Origin of the sequence: Kocuria sp. CCUG 69068 (genome assembly GCF_020833785.1) — a bacterium.
Lineage (GTDB): Bacteria > Actinomycetota > Actinomycetes > Actinomycetales > Micrococcaceae > Kocuria > Kocuria rosea.
On the sequence record NZ_PDDL01000095.1, the window covers coordinates 1 to 13,180 of the forward strand.

At 75.2% G+C, this 13,180-nt stretch carries 14 protein-coding genes and 1 pseudogene; 12 read left to right on the plus strand and 3 right to left on the minus strand.

Going from position 1 to position 13,180, the window contains the following annotated elements; all coding sequences use genetic code 11:
* From CRM73_RS14995 to CRM73_RS15010, 4 genes are all read left to right on the plus strand, one after another.
* On the plus strand, positions 1-852 hold an 852-nt coding region (locus tag CRM73_RS14995; RefSeq protein ID WP_370658546.1), incomplete at its 5' end, for an ABC transporter ATP-binding protein.
* The gene (locus tag CRM73_RS15000; protein ID WP_277619388.1) at positions 834-2,489 is read left to right on the plus strand and encodes a hypothetical protein; all 1,656 of its coding nucleotides are present in this window, start codon (positions 834-836) and stop codon (positions 2,487-2,489) included. The genes CRM73_RS14995 and CRM73_RS15000, both read left to right, overlap by 19 nt.
* Positions 2,490-2,546: 57 nt before the next feature.
* Positions 2,547-2,882, plus strand: a complete 336-nt coding sequence (locus tag CRM73_RS15005) for a DUF3039 domain-containing protein (RefSeq protein ID WP_035928859.1) — start codon at positions 2,547-2,549, stop codon at positions 2,880-2,882.
* 121 nt (positions 2,883-3,003) lie between these two features.
* Positions 3,004-4,806, plus strand: a complete 1,803-nt coding sequence (locus CRM73_RS15010; RefSeq protein ID WP_035928862.1) for a DEAD/DEAH box helicase — start codon at positions 3,004-3,006, stop codon at positions 4,804-4,806.
* 55 nt (positions 4,807-4,861) lie between these two features.
* On the opposite strand, the gene CRM73_RS15015 is transcribed toward CRM73_RS15010, so the two are convergent.
* Positions 4,862-5,473 (minus strand): isochorismatase family protein, encoded by a 612-nt coding sequence (locus CRM73_RS15015; protein WP_229588285.1) that lies wholly within the window; start codon positions 5,471-5,473, stop codon positions 4,862-4,864.
* A 126-nt stretch (positions 5,474-5,599) separates the two neighbouring features.
* Positions 5,600-6,949, minus strand: coding sequence for a nicotinate phosphoribosyltransferase (locus CRM73_RS15020; RefSeq protein ID WP_370658547.1), 1,350 nt, complete (start codon positions 6,947-6,949; stop codon positions 5,600-5,602).
* Between the two features lie 55 nt (positions 6,950-7,004).
* Here CRM73_RS15020 and clpS point away from each other — a divergent pair, with 55 nt between their 5' ends.
* The 8 genes from clpS to CRM73_RS15060 all read left to right on the plus strand — a co-directional run bounded on the left by clpS (position 7,005) and on the right by CRM73_RS15060 (position 12,899).
* Positions 7,005-7,343 carry an ATP-dependent Clp protease adapter ClpS gene (gene clpS / locus CRM73_RS15025; protein ID WP_017833243.1) on the plus strand — a complete coding sequence of 113 codons (339 nt, stop codon included), beginning with the start codon at positions 7,005-7,007 and terminating at the stop codon, positions 7,341-7,343.
* Positions 7,343-7,903 carry a DUF2017 domain-containing protein gene (locus CRM73_RS15030; protein WP_017833242.1) on the plus strand — a complete coding sequence of 187 codons (561 nt, stop codon included), beginning with the start codon at positions 7,343-7,345 and terminating at the stop codon, positions 7,901-7,903. The genes clpS and CRM73_RS15030 overlap by 1 nt, the downstream gene beginning before the upstream one ends.
* A 115-nt stretch (positions 7,904-8,018) precedes the next feature.
* Entirely contained in the window at positions 8,019-8,963 is a 945-nt protein-coding gene (gene murI, locus CRM73_RS15035; protein ID WP_035928866.1) for a glutamate racemase, read from the plus strand.
* Between the two features lie 59 nt (positions 8,964-9,022).
* On the plus strand, positions 9,023-9,850 hold the full coding sequence (locus CRM73_RS15040; RefSeq protein WP_109243477.1) for an MBL fold metallo-hydrolase: 828 nt from the start codon (positions 9,023-9,025) through the stop codon (positions 9,848-9,850).
* 56 nt (positions 9,851-9,906) lie between these two features.
* Positions 9,907-10,692, plus strand: coding sequence for a ribonuclease PH (rph, locus tag CRM73_RS15045; protein WP_035928869.1), 786 nt, complete (start codon positions 9,907-9,909; stop codon positions 10,690-10,692).
* Positions 10,685-11,329: an RdgB/HAM1 family non-canonical purine NTP pyrophosphatase gene (rdgB, locus tag CRM73_RS15050; protein ID WP_035928872.1), complete on the plus strand. Its 645-nt coding sequence runs from the start codon at positions 10,685-10,687 to the stop codon at positions 11,327-11,329. The genes rph and rdgB overlap by 8 nt, the downstream gene beginning before the upstream one ends.
* Positions 11,330-11,356: 27 nt before the next feature.
* Positions 11,357-12,229 carry a phosphotransferase family protein gene (locus CRM73_RS15055; protein ID WP_035928873.1) on the plus strand — a complete coding sequence of 291 codons (873 nt, stop codon included), beginning with the start codon at positions 11,357-11,359 and terminating at the stop codon, positions 12,227-12,229.
* 22 nt (positions 12,230-12,251) lie between these two features.
* The gene (locus CRM73_RS15060) at positions 12,252-12,899 is read left to right on the plus strand and encodes a 3'-5' exonuclease (protein WP_020380579.1); all 648 of its coding nucleotides are present in this window, start codon (positions 12,252-12,254) and stop codon (positions 12,897-12,899) included.
* Here CRM73_RS15060 and CRM73_RS15065 read toward each other — a convergent pair.
* A pseudogene (locus tag CRM73_RS15065) lies at positions 12,868-13,180 on the minus strand (ADP-ribosylglycohydrolase family protein); the annotation flags it as partial. The gene CRM73_RS15060 and the pseudogene CRM73_RS15065 sit on opposite strands and share 32 nt — an antisense overlap.

Sequence of the window (13,180 nt, forward strand, 5' to 3'; positions counted from 1 at the left end):
CACCAGCACCTCCCGCAGGCCGCCCCGGAACGGACCGGCGCCCCCGCGCCGGACACCCCGGCGCCCCCGTCCGGCGGGCCGCCGGCGCTGAGCGTGCGCGGGCTCGTCCGGGTCTTCGGCCGCCCCGGCACCCCCGAGGCCAAGGTCGCCGTGGACCGCGTGGACCTCGACGTCCCCCGCGGCTCCTTCTTCGGCCTCGTGGGACGCAACGGCGCCGGCAAGACCACGATGCTGTCCATGGCGACCGGACTCCTCCGCCCCACGGCGGGCAGCGCCCGCGTGGCCGGTGTCGACGTCTGGGCCGAGCCCCGGCGGGCCAAGCAGCTCATGGGCGTGCTGCCGGACGGACTGCACCTGTTCGACCGGCTCACCGGACGCCAGCTCGTCACCTACGCCGGCCTGCTGCGCGGCATGGACCGGGACGTCGTGGCCGAGCGCACCGACGACCTGCTGCGGGCCATGGACCTCACGGCCGACGCCGGGACCCAGGTCCAGGACTACTCCGCCGGCATGACCAAGAAGATCGCGCTGGCCGGCGCCCTCATCCACGCCCCGAGCCTGCTCGTCCTCGACGAGCCGTTCGAGTCGGTCGACCCCGTCTCGGCGGCGAACATCCGCGAGATCCTGCACGGCTTCGTGTCCGCCGGCGGGACCGTGGTCGTCTCCAGCCACGTCATGGACCTCGTGCAGCGGATGTGCGACCACGTCGCCGTGATGGACCGCGGCCGGGTGCTGGCCGCCGGGACGGTCGACGCGGTCCGGGCCGGGGCCACGCTCGAGGACCGGTTCGTCGAACTGGTCGGCGGGCGCCGGGAGACGGGGGAGGGCCTGCCGTGGCTGCGCCCGGAGTGAGCCCGGAGCTCGCCCCGGCCCCGGAGGGCCTCGCCCCCGCCCGGGCGGGCACCGCCGCCCTGGCCGGGCGCCTCGTGGGCCTCAAGGCGAGGATCCTCGTCAACACCCTCACCCGCAGCACCTGGGTGCTCGTGGGGACCGTGCTGGGCGCCGCCTATTTCGTGTTCCTGCTGGGCCTGGCCGTGGTCGCGCTGTTCCTGCTGGGCCGTCAGGACCTGTCCCTGGTGCGCACCGTGCTCGTGCTGGCCGGGTCGGCGGCCGTGCTGGCCTGGTGGCTGCTGCCCATCCTCGCGGCGCGGGCCGACGCCACGCTGGACCCGGCCCGCCTCGCCCTCCTGCCCCTGTCCGTGGGCCAGGTGCAGTGGGGCCAGGCCCTCGGCGCGGTCGTCGGCGTGCCGGGTGCGCTCACCGTCGTGGCGCTCCTCGCCACGGTGAGCTCCTGGCGCTCGTCCGCGGCCGCGCTGCTCGCGGCCCTCCTGTGCGTGCCGCTCGCGCTGGCCCTCGTGGTCACCGGATCCCGCTGCGTCACCGCCCTCGCCGTCGGTCTCGGCCGCCGCCGACGCCTCACGGAGCTGGTCTCGCTGGCCGCGCTCGTGGCCCTGGTGCTGCTCGGCCCGATCCTCACCGGCCTGCTGAGCGGGCTGGAGCGGCTGTGGGACCGGCTGCCGCAGTACGCCGGCGTGCTCGCGTGGACGCCGGTCGGAGCCGTCTGGGCGGTCCCGGCCGACGTCGCCGCCGGCCGGTGGGGCTCCGCCGCCGCCCGGCTGGCCGTCACGGTCCTGACCGTCGTCGTCCTCGTCCTCGTCTGGCGGGTCGCGCAGGAGCGGGCCCTCACCAGCACGGCCGGCGGGCGGACCGCGGCCCCGCGCGAAGGGGCCGCCGGCGCGGGGCTCCTCGACCTCGCGCCCCGGCGCCCGTGGGCGGCCGTCGCGGCCCGGTGCCTGGTCTACTGGGTCAGGGACCCCCGCTACTCGGCCGGTCTGCTCGTCATCCCGGCCCTCGCCGTGCTCATGTGGTTCTCCCGGGACCCGGAGGGAGGCGGCGTCCTCCTCTACGCCCTGGGCCCGATGATCGCGGCGCTGCTCGCGTACCAGATCTCGGGCGACGTGTCCTACGACAACACCGCCCTGCACCTGCACGTCCTCACCGGTGTGCGGGGCGTCCACGACCGCGCGGGCCGGGTGCTCGCGCTGCTCGTGATCGCCGTGCCGCTCACGGCGGCCGGGCTGCTGCTGCCGTTCGCGGTCGAGGGCCGGTGGCAGCTGCTGCCCGGGGTCGCGGGCACCGCGCTGCTGGCGCTGCTGGGCGGGGCGGGCCTGTCCTCGGTGATGTCCGCCCGGTACACCTACCCCGTGGCCCCGCCGGGCGCGTCCCCGCTGAAGACGCCGCAGGGCTTCACCGTCCTGAACGTCCTCGTCCAGTTCGTGGCGCTGGGGCTGATCCTCGTCCTCGTGCTGCCGGCCGCCGTCCCCCTCCTCGTGCAGGTCTTCACCGGCGACCCCGTGTGGGGCTGGGCGGGGCTGGCCGCCGGGGCGGTGCTCGGCCCGCTGCTGTGCTGGGGCGGGATCGTCCTCGGCGGGCGCTGGTACGACCGGCGGGCCCCCGAGCTGCTCCAGGAGGTCGCCCAGTTCCGCTGAGCGGGACGGGCGCTCCCGGCGCACGGGGGCCGGCGGGGACGGGGTAAACTGGCGCCCATGCATGTCTCAGCGGCGACCACCGGCACCCCGACGAACGGCCCGGACGACACCCCGTACGGTGCCGATCCGGCGCAGCCGGCCGGGGGCACCTCGACGATCGAGCGCGAGGAGACCAGGGAGCTCCAGGAGCCGGGCGACCACGAACGCTTCGCGCACTACGTGCGCAAGGAGAAGATCATGGAGTCCGCCCTCTCCGGCGAGCCCGTGATCGCCCTGTGCGGCAAGGTCTGGGTCCCCGGCCGCGACCCGCAGCGGTTCCCGGTGTGCCCCACCTGCAAGGAGATCTACGACGGACTCCGCCCCCCGAACGACCAGGGCGACGACCAGGGCTGAGCACCCCCGGCCGAGCAAGCGCCCGCCGCCGGCGGGCGCTTTTGCGTGGCCCGCCGCCGCGCCCCCGTCATCCACCGCGGCCACGAGGCCGCGGCACCACGAGCGAAAGGACGTCGCCAGAGTGTCCCAGGACGACCAGCTCTCCCTGTTCGGCGCAGCCGCCGCCGACCTCCCCCCGGCCTATCCGGACCGCGCCGCGTGGGGCACGGCCCCCAAGCTGCGCGCCTGGCAGGCGGAGGCGCTGCAGCGCTACTTCGAGGCACAGCCCCGGGACTACATGGCCGTCGCGACCCCCGGGGCCGGCAAGACGACCTTCGCGCTGCGCGTGGCCAAGGAGCTCTTCGACCGCGGGACCGTCAACCGGATCACGGTGGTGACGCCCACGGACCACCTCAAGCGGCAGTGGGCGGACGCCGCCGCCCGCGTGGGCCTGGCGATCGACCCGAACTTCAAGAACGCGGACGGCTCCCACGGCCGGGACTACCTGGGCGCCGCCGTGACCTACTCGCAGGTGGCCATGAAGCCGCTCCTGCACCGGGCCCGCACCGAGGCGGGCCGGACCCTGGTGATCATGGACGAGATCCACCACGCCGGGGACTCCCTCACGTGGGGCGACGGGCTCCAGGAGGCCTTCGACCCCGCCGCCCGCCGGCTCGCCCTGACCGGCACCCCCTTCCGCTCGGACACCGCGCCGATCCCGTTCGTGCGCTACCTGGAGGACGGGGACGGCATCCGCCGCTCGAGCGCCGACTACACCTACGGCTACGGCGACGCGCTCAAGGACCACGTGGTCCGGCCCGTGATCTTCCTCGCCTACTCGGGACAGATGCGCTGGCGCACCAGCGCGGGGGAGGAGATGGCCGCGGAGCTCGGCGAGGGCTTCACGAAGGACATCACCGCCCACGCGTGGCGCACGGCGCTCGACCCGAACGGGCAGTGGATCCCGTCGGTGCTCCAGGCCGCGGACCAGCGGCTCACGGAGGTGCGGCGCACCGTGCCGGACGCCGGGGCGATGGTCATCGCGACCGACCACCAGGACGCGAAGGCCTACGCCGCGCAGCTGCGCCGGATCACGGGGGAGAACCCCACCGTGGTCCTCTCCGACGACAAGGGCGCCTCGGACCGGATCGACGAGTTCTCCGCGGGGGACAGCCGCTGGATGGTGGCCGTGCGGATGGTCTCCGAGGGCGTCGACGTCCCCCGGCTCGCCGTGGGCGTCTACGCGACGTCCACGTCCACGCCGCTGTTCTTCGCCCAGGCGGTCGGCCGCTTCGTGCGCGCCCGCAAGCGCGGGGAGACGGCCTCCGTGTTCCTGCCGTCCGTGCCGGCGCTGATGCAGCTCGCCAACGAGATGGAGGCCGAGCGGGACCACGCCCTCGACAAGCCCGCCGCGGAGGAGACCGGCCTGCCGGCCGACCCGCTCGAGGAGGGCTGGGACGACGACCTGCTCGAGGAGGCCAACCGGGAGGAGAAGGCGTCCGCGGCCCTCGCCCAGGGCCGGTTCGAGGCCATCGGCTCGGACGCGTCCTTCCACGGGGTCCTCTTCGACGGCGGCGCCTTCGGCGGCGGCGTGGCGGTGGGCTCTGAGGAGGAGGCGGACTTCCTCGGCATCCCGGGACTGCTCGAGGCCGACCAGGTCTCGGCGCTGCTGCGGGAGCGGCAGTCCCAGCACGCCCGGCGGCGCCCCGGCGCCGCCCGCGCCCCGGAGCAGCCGGCGGTGCCCGACCACCGGCGGCTCAAGGAGCTGCGCGCCACCCTGTCCAAGAACGTCTCGGCCTGGGCGTCCCGCACCGGCACCCCGCACGGCATGGTCCACAACGAGCTGCGCCGGGTGTGCGGAGGACCCGCGGTGGCGCAGGCCAACGAGGCGCAGCTCCAGGCGCGGGTGAAGAAGCTGCAGGACTGGTTCATCGGGCGCAAGTGAGCCGCGCCCGGGACGCGGACTGCCCGGGACGGGGCGGTCCGCTGCCGGGCACGGGTCAGGACCGGACGACCTCGACCCCCGCCTCGGCCATCTCCCGCAGGGCGCGCTCTGTGGACTCCGCGGCGACGCCCGCGGTGAGCTCCACCAGCACCCGGGTGTCGTAGCCGGCCTCGACGGCGTCCAGGGCGGTCGCCCGCACGCAGTGGTCGGTCGCCAGGCCCACGATGTCCACGGCCTCGATCTCGTGCTCCCGCAGCCAGTCGTCGAGGCTCACGTCCGGCTCGTCGTCGACGTCCTCGTCGTCGCCCATCGGCACGTCCGCGTCCGGGGCGAGCAGCCCCTCGAAGCCGGAGTAGGCGGCGTCGTGCTCGCCCTTGCGGAACCACGCCTGGATCCAGTCCGTGTCCAGGTCCGGGTGGGAGTGGGCCCCGTGGGACTCGGCGACGCAGTGCACGGGCCAGGACCGCACGTAGTCCGGCTCGTCGGAGAAGTGCGCCCCGGGGTCGACGTGCCAGTCCTGGGTGGCCGCGACGGCCGCGTAGTCCCCGTGGTGGTCCTCCAGGTGCTCCGACACGGCGGCGGCCACCGCCGCGCCTCCGGCGACGGGCAGCGAGCCGCCCTCGCAGAAGTCGTTCTGCACGTCGACGACGATCAGTGCGGTCCTCATGGTGTTCCTCCCTCTGTTCGGTGCTTCACGCTCGTGCCTCTCGCTCGGTGCTTCTCGCCCGGTGGTGCTCCTCCGGCGGGTGCCGCTGGGCGGATCCCGCCCGGCGCGCGCCGCCCGGACGGCCGCTCAGGCCGGGGCCTCGGGCCCCAGGACGGTCGGGATCACGGGGTCGCCCTCGCTGAGCCGCCGGGCCGAGCGGGGCAGCTCCGCCACGGACGCCGCGTGCCGCTCCCGGGCCCGGCGGACCCCCTCCGGGCCCGTCCAGCCGTCCAGCAGCTCGCCGCGGCGGACGAAGTCCTCCAGCAGCGGCCGGTCGTCGCCGTCGTCGTCGGGCAGCCGGCCGATGCCGACCATCTCGTGGGTCGCCGTGCCCCGCTCGTCCCGGCGCCGCAGGGCGTGCTTGCGCCCGCCCACGGACACCTTGCCCTTCGCGGCCTTCGCCACGGGCCGCAGCTCGCCGGAGGAGTCCTCGCGGGCCACCAGCTTGTAGACCATCGACGACGTCGGCGCGCCGGAGCCGGTGACCACTCGGGTGCCCACGCCGAACGCGTCGACGGGCGCGGCGTTCAGGGCCGCGATCGCGTACTCGTCCAGGTCCGAGGTGACGGTGATGCGGGTGTCCGGGTTGCCGAGCTCGTCGAGGAGCCCGCGCACCCAGGCGGCCTGGGTCACGAGGTCGCCCGAGTCCAGGCGCACGCCGCCCAGACCGGGACCCGCGAGCTCCACGGCCTTGCGCACCGCGGTCTCGACGTCGTAGGTGTCGACCAGCAGGGTGGTGTCCCGGCCCATGGACTGGAGCTGGGCGCGGAAGGCGTCCTCCTCCGTGTCGTGCAGGAGCGTGAAGGAGTGGGCGGCCGTCCCGACCGTCCGGATCCCGTAGCGGTGCCCGGCCTCGAGGTTCGACGTCGAGTCGAAGCCGCCGATGACCGCCGCCCGCGCGGCCGCGACGGCGGCCTCCTCGTGGGCGCGCCGGGAGCCCATCTCGATGCACGGGCGCCCGGCCGCGGCACCCACCATGCGGGAGGCGGCCGAGGCCACGGCGCTGTCGTAGTTGAGCACCGACAAGAAGTACGTCTCGAGCACGCACGCCTCGGCGAAGGTGGCCTCGACCACGAGCAGCGGCGACGAGGGGAAGTACGCCTCGCCCTCGGCGTAGCCGGAGATCGAGCCGGTGAAGCGGAAGTCGGCGAGGTAGTCCAGGGTGGCGCGGTTGACCACGCCGGTGTCCGCCAGGAAGCGCAGCTGCTCGTCGCCGAAGCGGAAGCTCCCGAGCCCCTCGAGGAGGCGCCCCGTGCCCGCCACCACGCCGTAGCGCCGCCCAGCGGGCAGCCGCCGTGCGAAGACCTCGAACACGCTGCGCCGCTGCGCGGTGCCGGCGTGCAGGGCGGCCTGCAGCATGGTCAGCTCGTAGTGGTCGGTCATCAGGGACGTGGGCGGCGGGGCCCACCGGTGGCTGCGCTGGTTCACGGGCACCACTCTAGCGACGCCGCCGGTGCGCCCCGCCTCCGGCACTCGCTACGATGGACGGACCATGCACTGCGCTACTCCCGCCGCCGCCCGCCCCGCGGCCACCGCCACCCCGGAGACCGGCACCCGGCCCACCGGCGCGACGTCCGTGGCCACGGAGACCGAGACCCCGTGGAACGTGGTCGTGTGGGACGACCCCGTCAACCTCATGAGCTACGTCACCTACGTGTTCCGCTCCTACTTCGGCTACCCGGAGGAGAAGGCCCGCTCCCTGATGCTGGAGGTCCACCACCACGGGCGCTCCGTGGTGGCCAGCGGCTCCCTCGAGGAGGCCGAGACCCACACCGCGGCGATGCACGGCTTCGGACTGTGGGCCACCTTCGAGCAGGCGGGAGGCCACTGATGGCGCAGGGCTTCCGGTCCACCCGCCGGGGCATCACCGCCCGCTTCGAGGAGCCCGAGAAGGAGCTGCTCCAGAAGCTGTTCGCGGACGTCGCCCAGGCGCTCGCCCCCGAGCAGCCGGCCTCGGAGGACTCGCTCGAGCGGATGCTCGGCGTGTCCGGGGACGCCACCGTCCCCGACGACTCCGCGCTGCGGCGGCTGCTGCCCGACGGGAGCCTGGACCCCGAGCGCGCCGCCGAGTTCCGCCGGTACACGGAGCGGGGGCTGCGGGAGACCAAGCGCGGCGTGCTGCAGCAGGCGGCCCTCGCGCTGGAGGCCCAGCCCGTGCGGCTGGACCCCGCCCAGGCGCAGGCCTTCGGGCAGGCCCTCAACGACGTGCGGCTGGTGCTGGCGGACCGGCTCGGGATCCGCAGCGAGGCCGACGCCGAGCGCGTGGGTCGCTACGACGACTGGTCCGCGATCGAGGACGTCGAGACGTACATGTCGCTCCTGTACAACTTCGTCTCGTGGTTGCAGGAGACCCTCATGGAGGCCCTCCTCCACGACCTGCCCCGGGACTGACCGGGCACGACACCCCGGGCGGCCCCCGCCCCGGCCGGGGGTGACGCGGCTCACGGCGGCACGGCCGCGGCGCGGTTTGGGACGGCGGCACGCCCGGGACTACGCTCTTGACGATATGCAGGATGACGACGTCTTCGGGGCCGGCGGCCGGGCCGCCCGGCGCCCCAACCCCGGTTCACCCATCGGCGTGTTCGACTCCGGGGTGGGCGGTCTCACCGTGGCCCGCGCCATCATCGACCAGCTGCCCCACGAGGAGATCGTGTACGTGGGGGACACCGCCCACGGGCCCTACGGGCCGCTGCCGATCGCCGAGGTCAGGGCGCACGCCCTGCGGATCATGGACGAGCTCGTCGACTCCGGCGTCAAGCTGCTCGTGATCGCCTGCAACACGGCGTCCGCGGCGGTGCTGCGCGACGCCCGGGAGCGCTACACCCGGGTCTACGGGATCCCGGTGGTCGAGGTCATCCAGCCGGCGGTGCGCCGGGCGGTCGCCTCGACCCGCAACGGCCGGATCGGCGTCATCGGCACGGAGGCGACGGTCGGTTCCCGCGCCTACGACGACACGTTCGCCGCCGCCCCCCACCTGCGGATCGACTCGGTGGCCTGCCCCGCGTTCGTCGACTACGTGGAGGCGGGCGTCACCACGGGGCCCGGCCTGCTGGCCACGGCCCAGGCCTACCTGGACCCGCTGCGCGAGGCCGACGTGGACACGCTGGTGCTGGGCTGCACCCACTACCCCCTGCTCACCGGCGTGATCTCCTACGTCATGGGCGACGCCGTCACGCTGGTCTCCAGCGCGGAGGAGACCGCCAAGGACGTCTACCGGGCGCTCGTCAGCCACGGGCTCGAGCGCGAGCCGGGGGTGCCGGGCGGGCCCGCCCGGCACGAGTTCCTCGCCACCGGGGACGCCGCGTCCTTCGAGGTCCTCGCCCGGCGGTTCCTGGGGCCGGAGGTCGCCCGCGTCCGGCACACCAGCTCCGTGGCGGAGCAGTACCCCACGGGCTCGCTCGCGCGGATCACCCCGGAGATGATCGGGGGAGCGGGCCCGTCCGCGCCCTGAGCAGCTCCGCGGCCGGTGCGGCCGCCGTCCCACCGGCACCTCCTGGAAGGCTCTCGCCCATGAAACTCACCATCATCGGATGCACCGGCTCCTTCGCGGGGCCGAACTCCCCGGCCTCCTGCTACCTCGTCAGCGGTGAGGACGCCGAGGGACGGACCTGGCGCATCCTGCTGGACATGGGCAACGGCGCCCTCGGGGTGCTGCAGCGCCACATCGACCTGCACGACATCGACGCCGTGCTCGTCAGCCACCTGCACCCCGACCACTGCATCGACCTGGCCGGGCTGCACGTGGCCATCAAGTGGGACCCGCGCGGCTGGGGCCGACCCCCGATCCCGCTGTGGGCGCCCACCGGCCTCCACGAGTACCTCAGCAGCACCCACGGGCTCCCCACGGAGCCCGGGATGCACGGGGAGTTCGACTTCCACACCTGGGTCCCGGAGGAGCCCGTGCGGGTGGGGCCGTTCGCGATCACGCCCTTCCGGGTGGAGCACCCCACCCCCGAGCCCTACGCCCTGCGCATCGACTACGACGGCGTCATGGGCCCCAGCACCCTGGCCTACTCGGGGGACACCGACGCGTGCGAGGGGCTCGTGCGCGCCGCGCGGGACGCCGACGTCTTCCTGTGCGAGGCCGCCTACCACGAGGGCCGCGACGACGCGCTGCGCGGCATCCACCTGACCGGCCGGCGCGCGGCGGAGGCCGCCCGGGACGCCGGGGCCCGCCAGCTGCTGCTGACGCACCTGCCGGTGTGGAACTCCCCGACGCGGGCCGTGGAGGAGGCGCAGGAGGTCTTCGCGGGACCCATCGGGGTGGCCGATCCCGCCTACACCTACCGGATCGTCCGGCGGGGGAGCGGCCGTCCCGCGGCCGCCGTCGGGCCGTGAGCCCCGCCGCCGGCGGCCGGGCCGGGCGGTCGGTGCCGCGGGGTAAGGTGGACCACATGGATTCCCCCGTCGACCAGACCGCACCGGCCCTCTCGACCTCGGGGGTGACCCGGTCGGACGGCCGTTCGCCCGGTGAGCTGCGACCCATCACGATCACCCGCGGCTGGTCCCAGCAGGCGGAGGGCTCCGCCCTCATCGAGTTCGGCAGCACCCGGGTGCTGTGCACCGCGTCCGTGACCGAAGGCGTCCCGCGCTGGCTCAAGGGGGAGGGCCGCGGCTGGGTGACCGCCGAGTACGCGATGCTCCCGCGGGCCACGTCCACCCGGTCCGCTCGCGAGTCCGTGAAGGGCAAGATCGGCGGGCGCACCCACGAGATCTCCCGGCTCATCGGCCGCTCCCTGCGCTCGGTCATCGACCTCTCCGCCCTCGGCGAGAACACCGTGGTCCTCGACTGCGACGTCCTCCAGGCCGACGGCGGCACCCGCACCGCGGCCATCACCGGCGCCTACGTGGCCCTCGCCGAGGCGATCGGGTGGGCCCGGGCCGAGGGGCTCGTCGCCCGTCGCGCGCAGCCGCTCACCGACACGGTGGCCGCCGTGTCCGTGGGCATCATCGACGGCGTGCCGATGCTGGACCTCCCGTACGTCGAGGACGTGCGGGCCGAGACCGACATGAACGTGGTGGTCACCGGGTCCGGCGACTTCGTGGAGGTGCAGGGCACCGCCGAGGGCGCCCCCTTCGACCGCGCCGAGCTGGACGCCCTGCTCGACCTCGCGCTGGCCGGCTGCGCCCAGCTCACCCAGATCCAGGTCGAGACCCTGCGCGAGGCCGGCGATGGGTGACCACCACGGCGCCCGGGTGGTGCTCGCCACGCACAACCGGGGCAAGCTCGCCGAGCTGCGGGACCTGCTCGCGCCCGCGCTGCCCGGAGCCGACGTCGAGCGGCTGGTCGTGGACGCCGCCGCGGCCGGGGCGCCCGACGTCGTCGAGGACGGCACCACCTTCGAGGCCAACGCCCTGCTCAAGGCCCGCGCCGCCACCGCCGCGACCGGGCTGATCGCCGTGGCCGACGACTCCGGCCTGGCCGTCGACGTGCTGGGCGGGGCCCCCGGGATCTTCTCCGCGCGCTGGTCCGGCCGGCACGGCGACGACGCCGCGAACCTGCGGCTGCTGCTCGCCCAGCTCTCCGACGTCCCCGACGCCCATCGCGGCGCGCAGTTCGTGTGCGCCGCCGCGCTCGTCACCCCGGACGGCCGCGAGCACGTGGAGACCGGGACGCTGCGCGGCGCCCTGCTGCGGGAGCCCGTGGGGGACGGCGGCTTCGGCTACGACCCCGTGCTGCGCCCCGACGGGTCCGACCGGACCTGCGCCGAGCTCACGCGCGCGGAGAAGAACGCCATCAGCCACCGCGGGCGCGCGATGCGGGCCCTGCTCCCGCACCTGCTGACCGCCCTCGACCCCGCCGCCGTCCCCGACTGACCCACGTCCGAACCGAGGAAGTTGACCATGCCCTGGTCGCAGCTCCACCACCTGCCGTTCGCCGGCGCCGTCGAGGCCGTGCTGCGCGAAGCCGGCATGAGCGCCGACCCCGGCCAGTGGGAGGTCCACGCCGGCGGGTCCGCCCACGTGGTGGTGAACGTGGGCCACGTGATCTCCGTGCGGATCGCCAAGAACGCCACGGTCTGCGAGCACGTCCAGCGCCGCACGGAGGTGCTGCGGAGGCTGCCCCGCTTCTCGTTCGCGACCCCGCGGCCGCTCACCGGCGTGGTGGTCTCCCACGGCTACACCGGGGTGGGCCTGACGTGGCTGCCCGGGCACCCGCACCCGCCCGGGCACGGCGACCCGGCCGTGCTGCACCGGGTGCTGACCGAGCTGGCCGAGGTCGACACCTCCGGCTTCGCGCGGTACCTCGACCGTCCCGGCCAGCACTGGGGCGGCCACCGGCGGCGGCACGTGCTGCTCGACGAGGTCATCCCGCGGCTGCTGCCCCGCAACCAGGAGGCCGCGCGGCGGGCCGTCGCCGAGCTCGCGGCGCTGCCGACCGTGGTGCCGACCCTGGTGCACGGGGACCTCATGGGGCACAACATGCTGTGGGACGGTGACGGGGACGAGCTCACGGGCATCATCGACTGGGACCACGCCTGTCTGTCCGACCCCGCGCACGACGCCGCGTCCCTCGGGCTGTGGTACGGCTGGGACACCCTGCGCGCCGCCGTCTCGGAGACCGTCTACGAGCGGGCCCGGCTGCACGCGCGCACGTTCCCGCTGCAGGCGGTCGCCTACGCGCTGCACCACGACCTCGACACCGCCCAGGTCAACCAGTCCATCGCCCGGGCCGACGACTGGATCGAGACCAACCTGCGCGGTGTCTCCGCCTGAGCGGGCGCAGTAGGCTGTTCCGGTGCCTCGTCCCGCTTCCCCCGACACGACCACCGACCGGCCCGCCGCGGATCCGTCGTCCCTCTCCTTCACCGCCATCGACTTCGAGACCGCGAACCGCTTCATCGGCTCGCCGTGCGCCGTGGGCCTCGTGCGGGTCCGCGGCGGCCGGGTGGTGGCGGAGCGCTCCGCCTACATGCGCCCGCCGCGCACCCGCGCGGACTTCGACCCCGGGAACACGCGCATCCACGGGATCACCGAGCACACGGTGGCGGGCCACCCCGGCTTCGCCGAGCTGTGGCCGCGGATCGAGGACTGGATCCTGGCCGAGGACCCCGACGAGCTCGTGGTGGCGCACAACGCGGCCTTCGACATGGGCGTGATCCGCGCCGCGTGCGCGGAGACGGACACGCGGCACGCCCCGCTGGCGTATGCGTGCAGCCTGGCGCTGGCCCGGCGCGGCTACGACCTGCCGTCCTACGCGCTGCCCCGGGCGGCCGAGGCCGCCGGGGTGCCGCTGCGCCGCCACCACGACGCCCTCGAGGACGCCCGGGCCTGCGCGGGGATCGTGGTGGACCTGGTCCACCGGGCCGGTGCGGGCACCGTCCGGGAGCTGCTCGCCGGCGCGGGACTGAACGTCAAGCGGCTGGCGGCGCCCCCACTTCCCTGAGCCAGCGCTCGGCCGTCTCCGACACCACGTCCCCGGCGTCCAGCCGGGTGCGCCACTCCGGCGGCAGCGCGGCCGTCCCGAGGGCCGCGCCCGTCACGGCGCCGGCGATCGCCCCCGCCGCGGCCGGGTGGCCGGTGCCGGCGGTGGCCAGCTCCACCGCGCGGCGGAACACGGCCTGCGGGTCCCCGGCGCCCGGGGCCTCGGCCTCCGCGCGCAGGGCCGCGCCGAGGCCGCCCGCGAGGGTCTCCGGGGCGGCCCCGCCCTCGCCGAGCAGCCGGTCG

What these genes read in the sequence shown, in the direction of transcription:
- CRM73_RS15015 (WP_229588285.1), bottom strand. Translation starts at nt 5,473, where the DNA reads ATGAGGACCGCACTGATCGTCGTCGACGTGCAGAACGACTTCTGCGAG.
- murI (WP_035928866.1), top strand. Translation starts at nt 8,019, where the DNA reads ATGCAGGATGACGACGTCTTCGGGGCCGGCGGCCGGGCCGCCCGGCGC.
- CRM73_RS15055 (WP_035928873.1), top strand. Translation starts at nt 11,357, where the DNA reads ATGCCCTGGTCGCAGCTCCACCACCTGCCGTTCGCCGGCGCCGTCGAG.
- rph (WP_035928869.1), top strand. Translation starts at nt 9,907, where the DNA reads ATGGATTCCCCCGTCGACCAGACCGCACCGGCCCTCTCGACCTCGGGG.
- CRM73_RS15030 (WP_017833242.1), top strand. Translation starts at nt 7,343, where the DNA reads ATGGCGCAGGGCTTCCGGTCCACCCGCCGGGGCATCACCGCCCGCTTC.
- CRM73_RS15040 (WP_109243477.1), top strand. Translation starts at nt 9,023, where the DNA reads ATGAAACTCACCATCATCGGATGCACCGGCTCCTTCGCGGGGCCGAAC.
- CRM73_RS15005 (WP_035928859.1), top strand. Translation starts at nt 2,547, where the DNA reads ATGCATGTCTCAGCGGCGACCACCGGCACCCCGACGAACGGCCCGGAC.
- rdgB (WP_035928872.1), top strand. Translation starts at nt 10,685, where the DNA reads ATGGGTGACCACCACGGCGCCCGGGTGGTGCTCGCCACGCACAACCGG.
- clpS (WP_017833243.1), top strand. Translation starts at nt 7,005, where the DNA reads ATGCACTGCGCTACTCCCGCCGCCGCCCGCCCCGCGGCCACCGCCACC.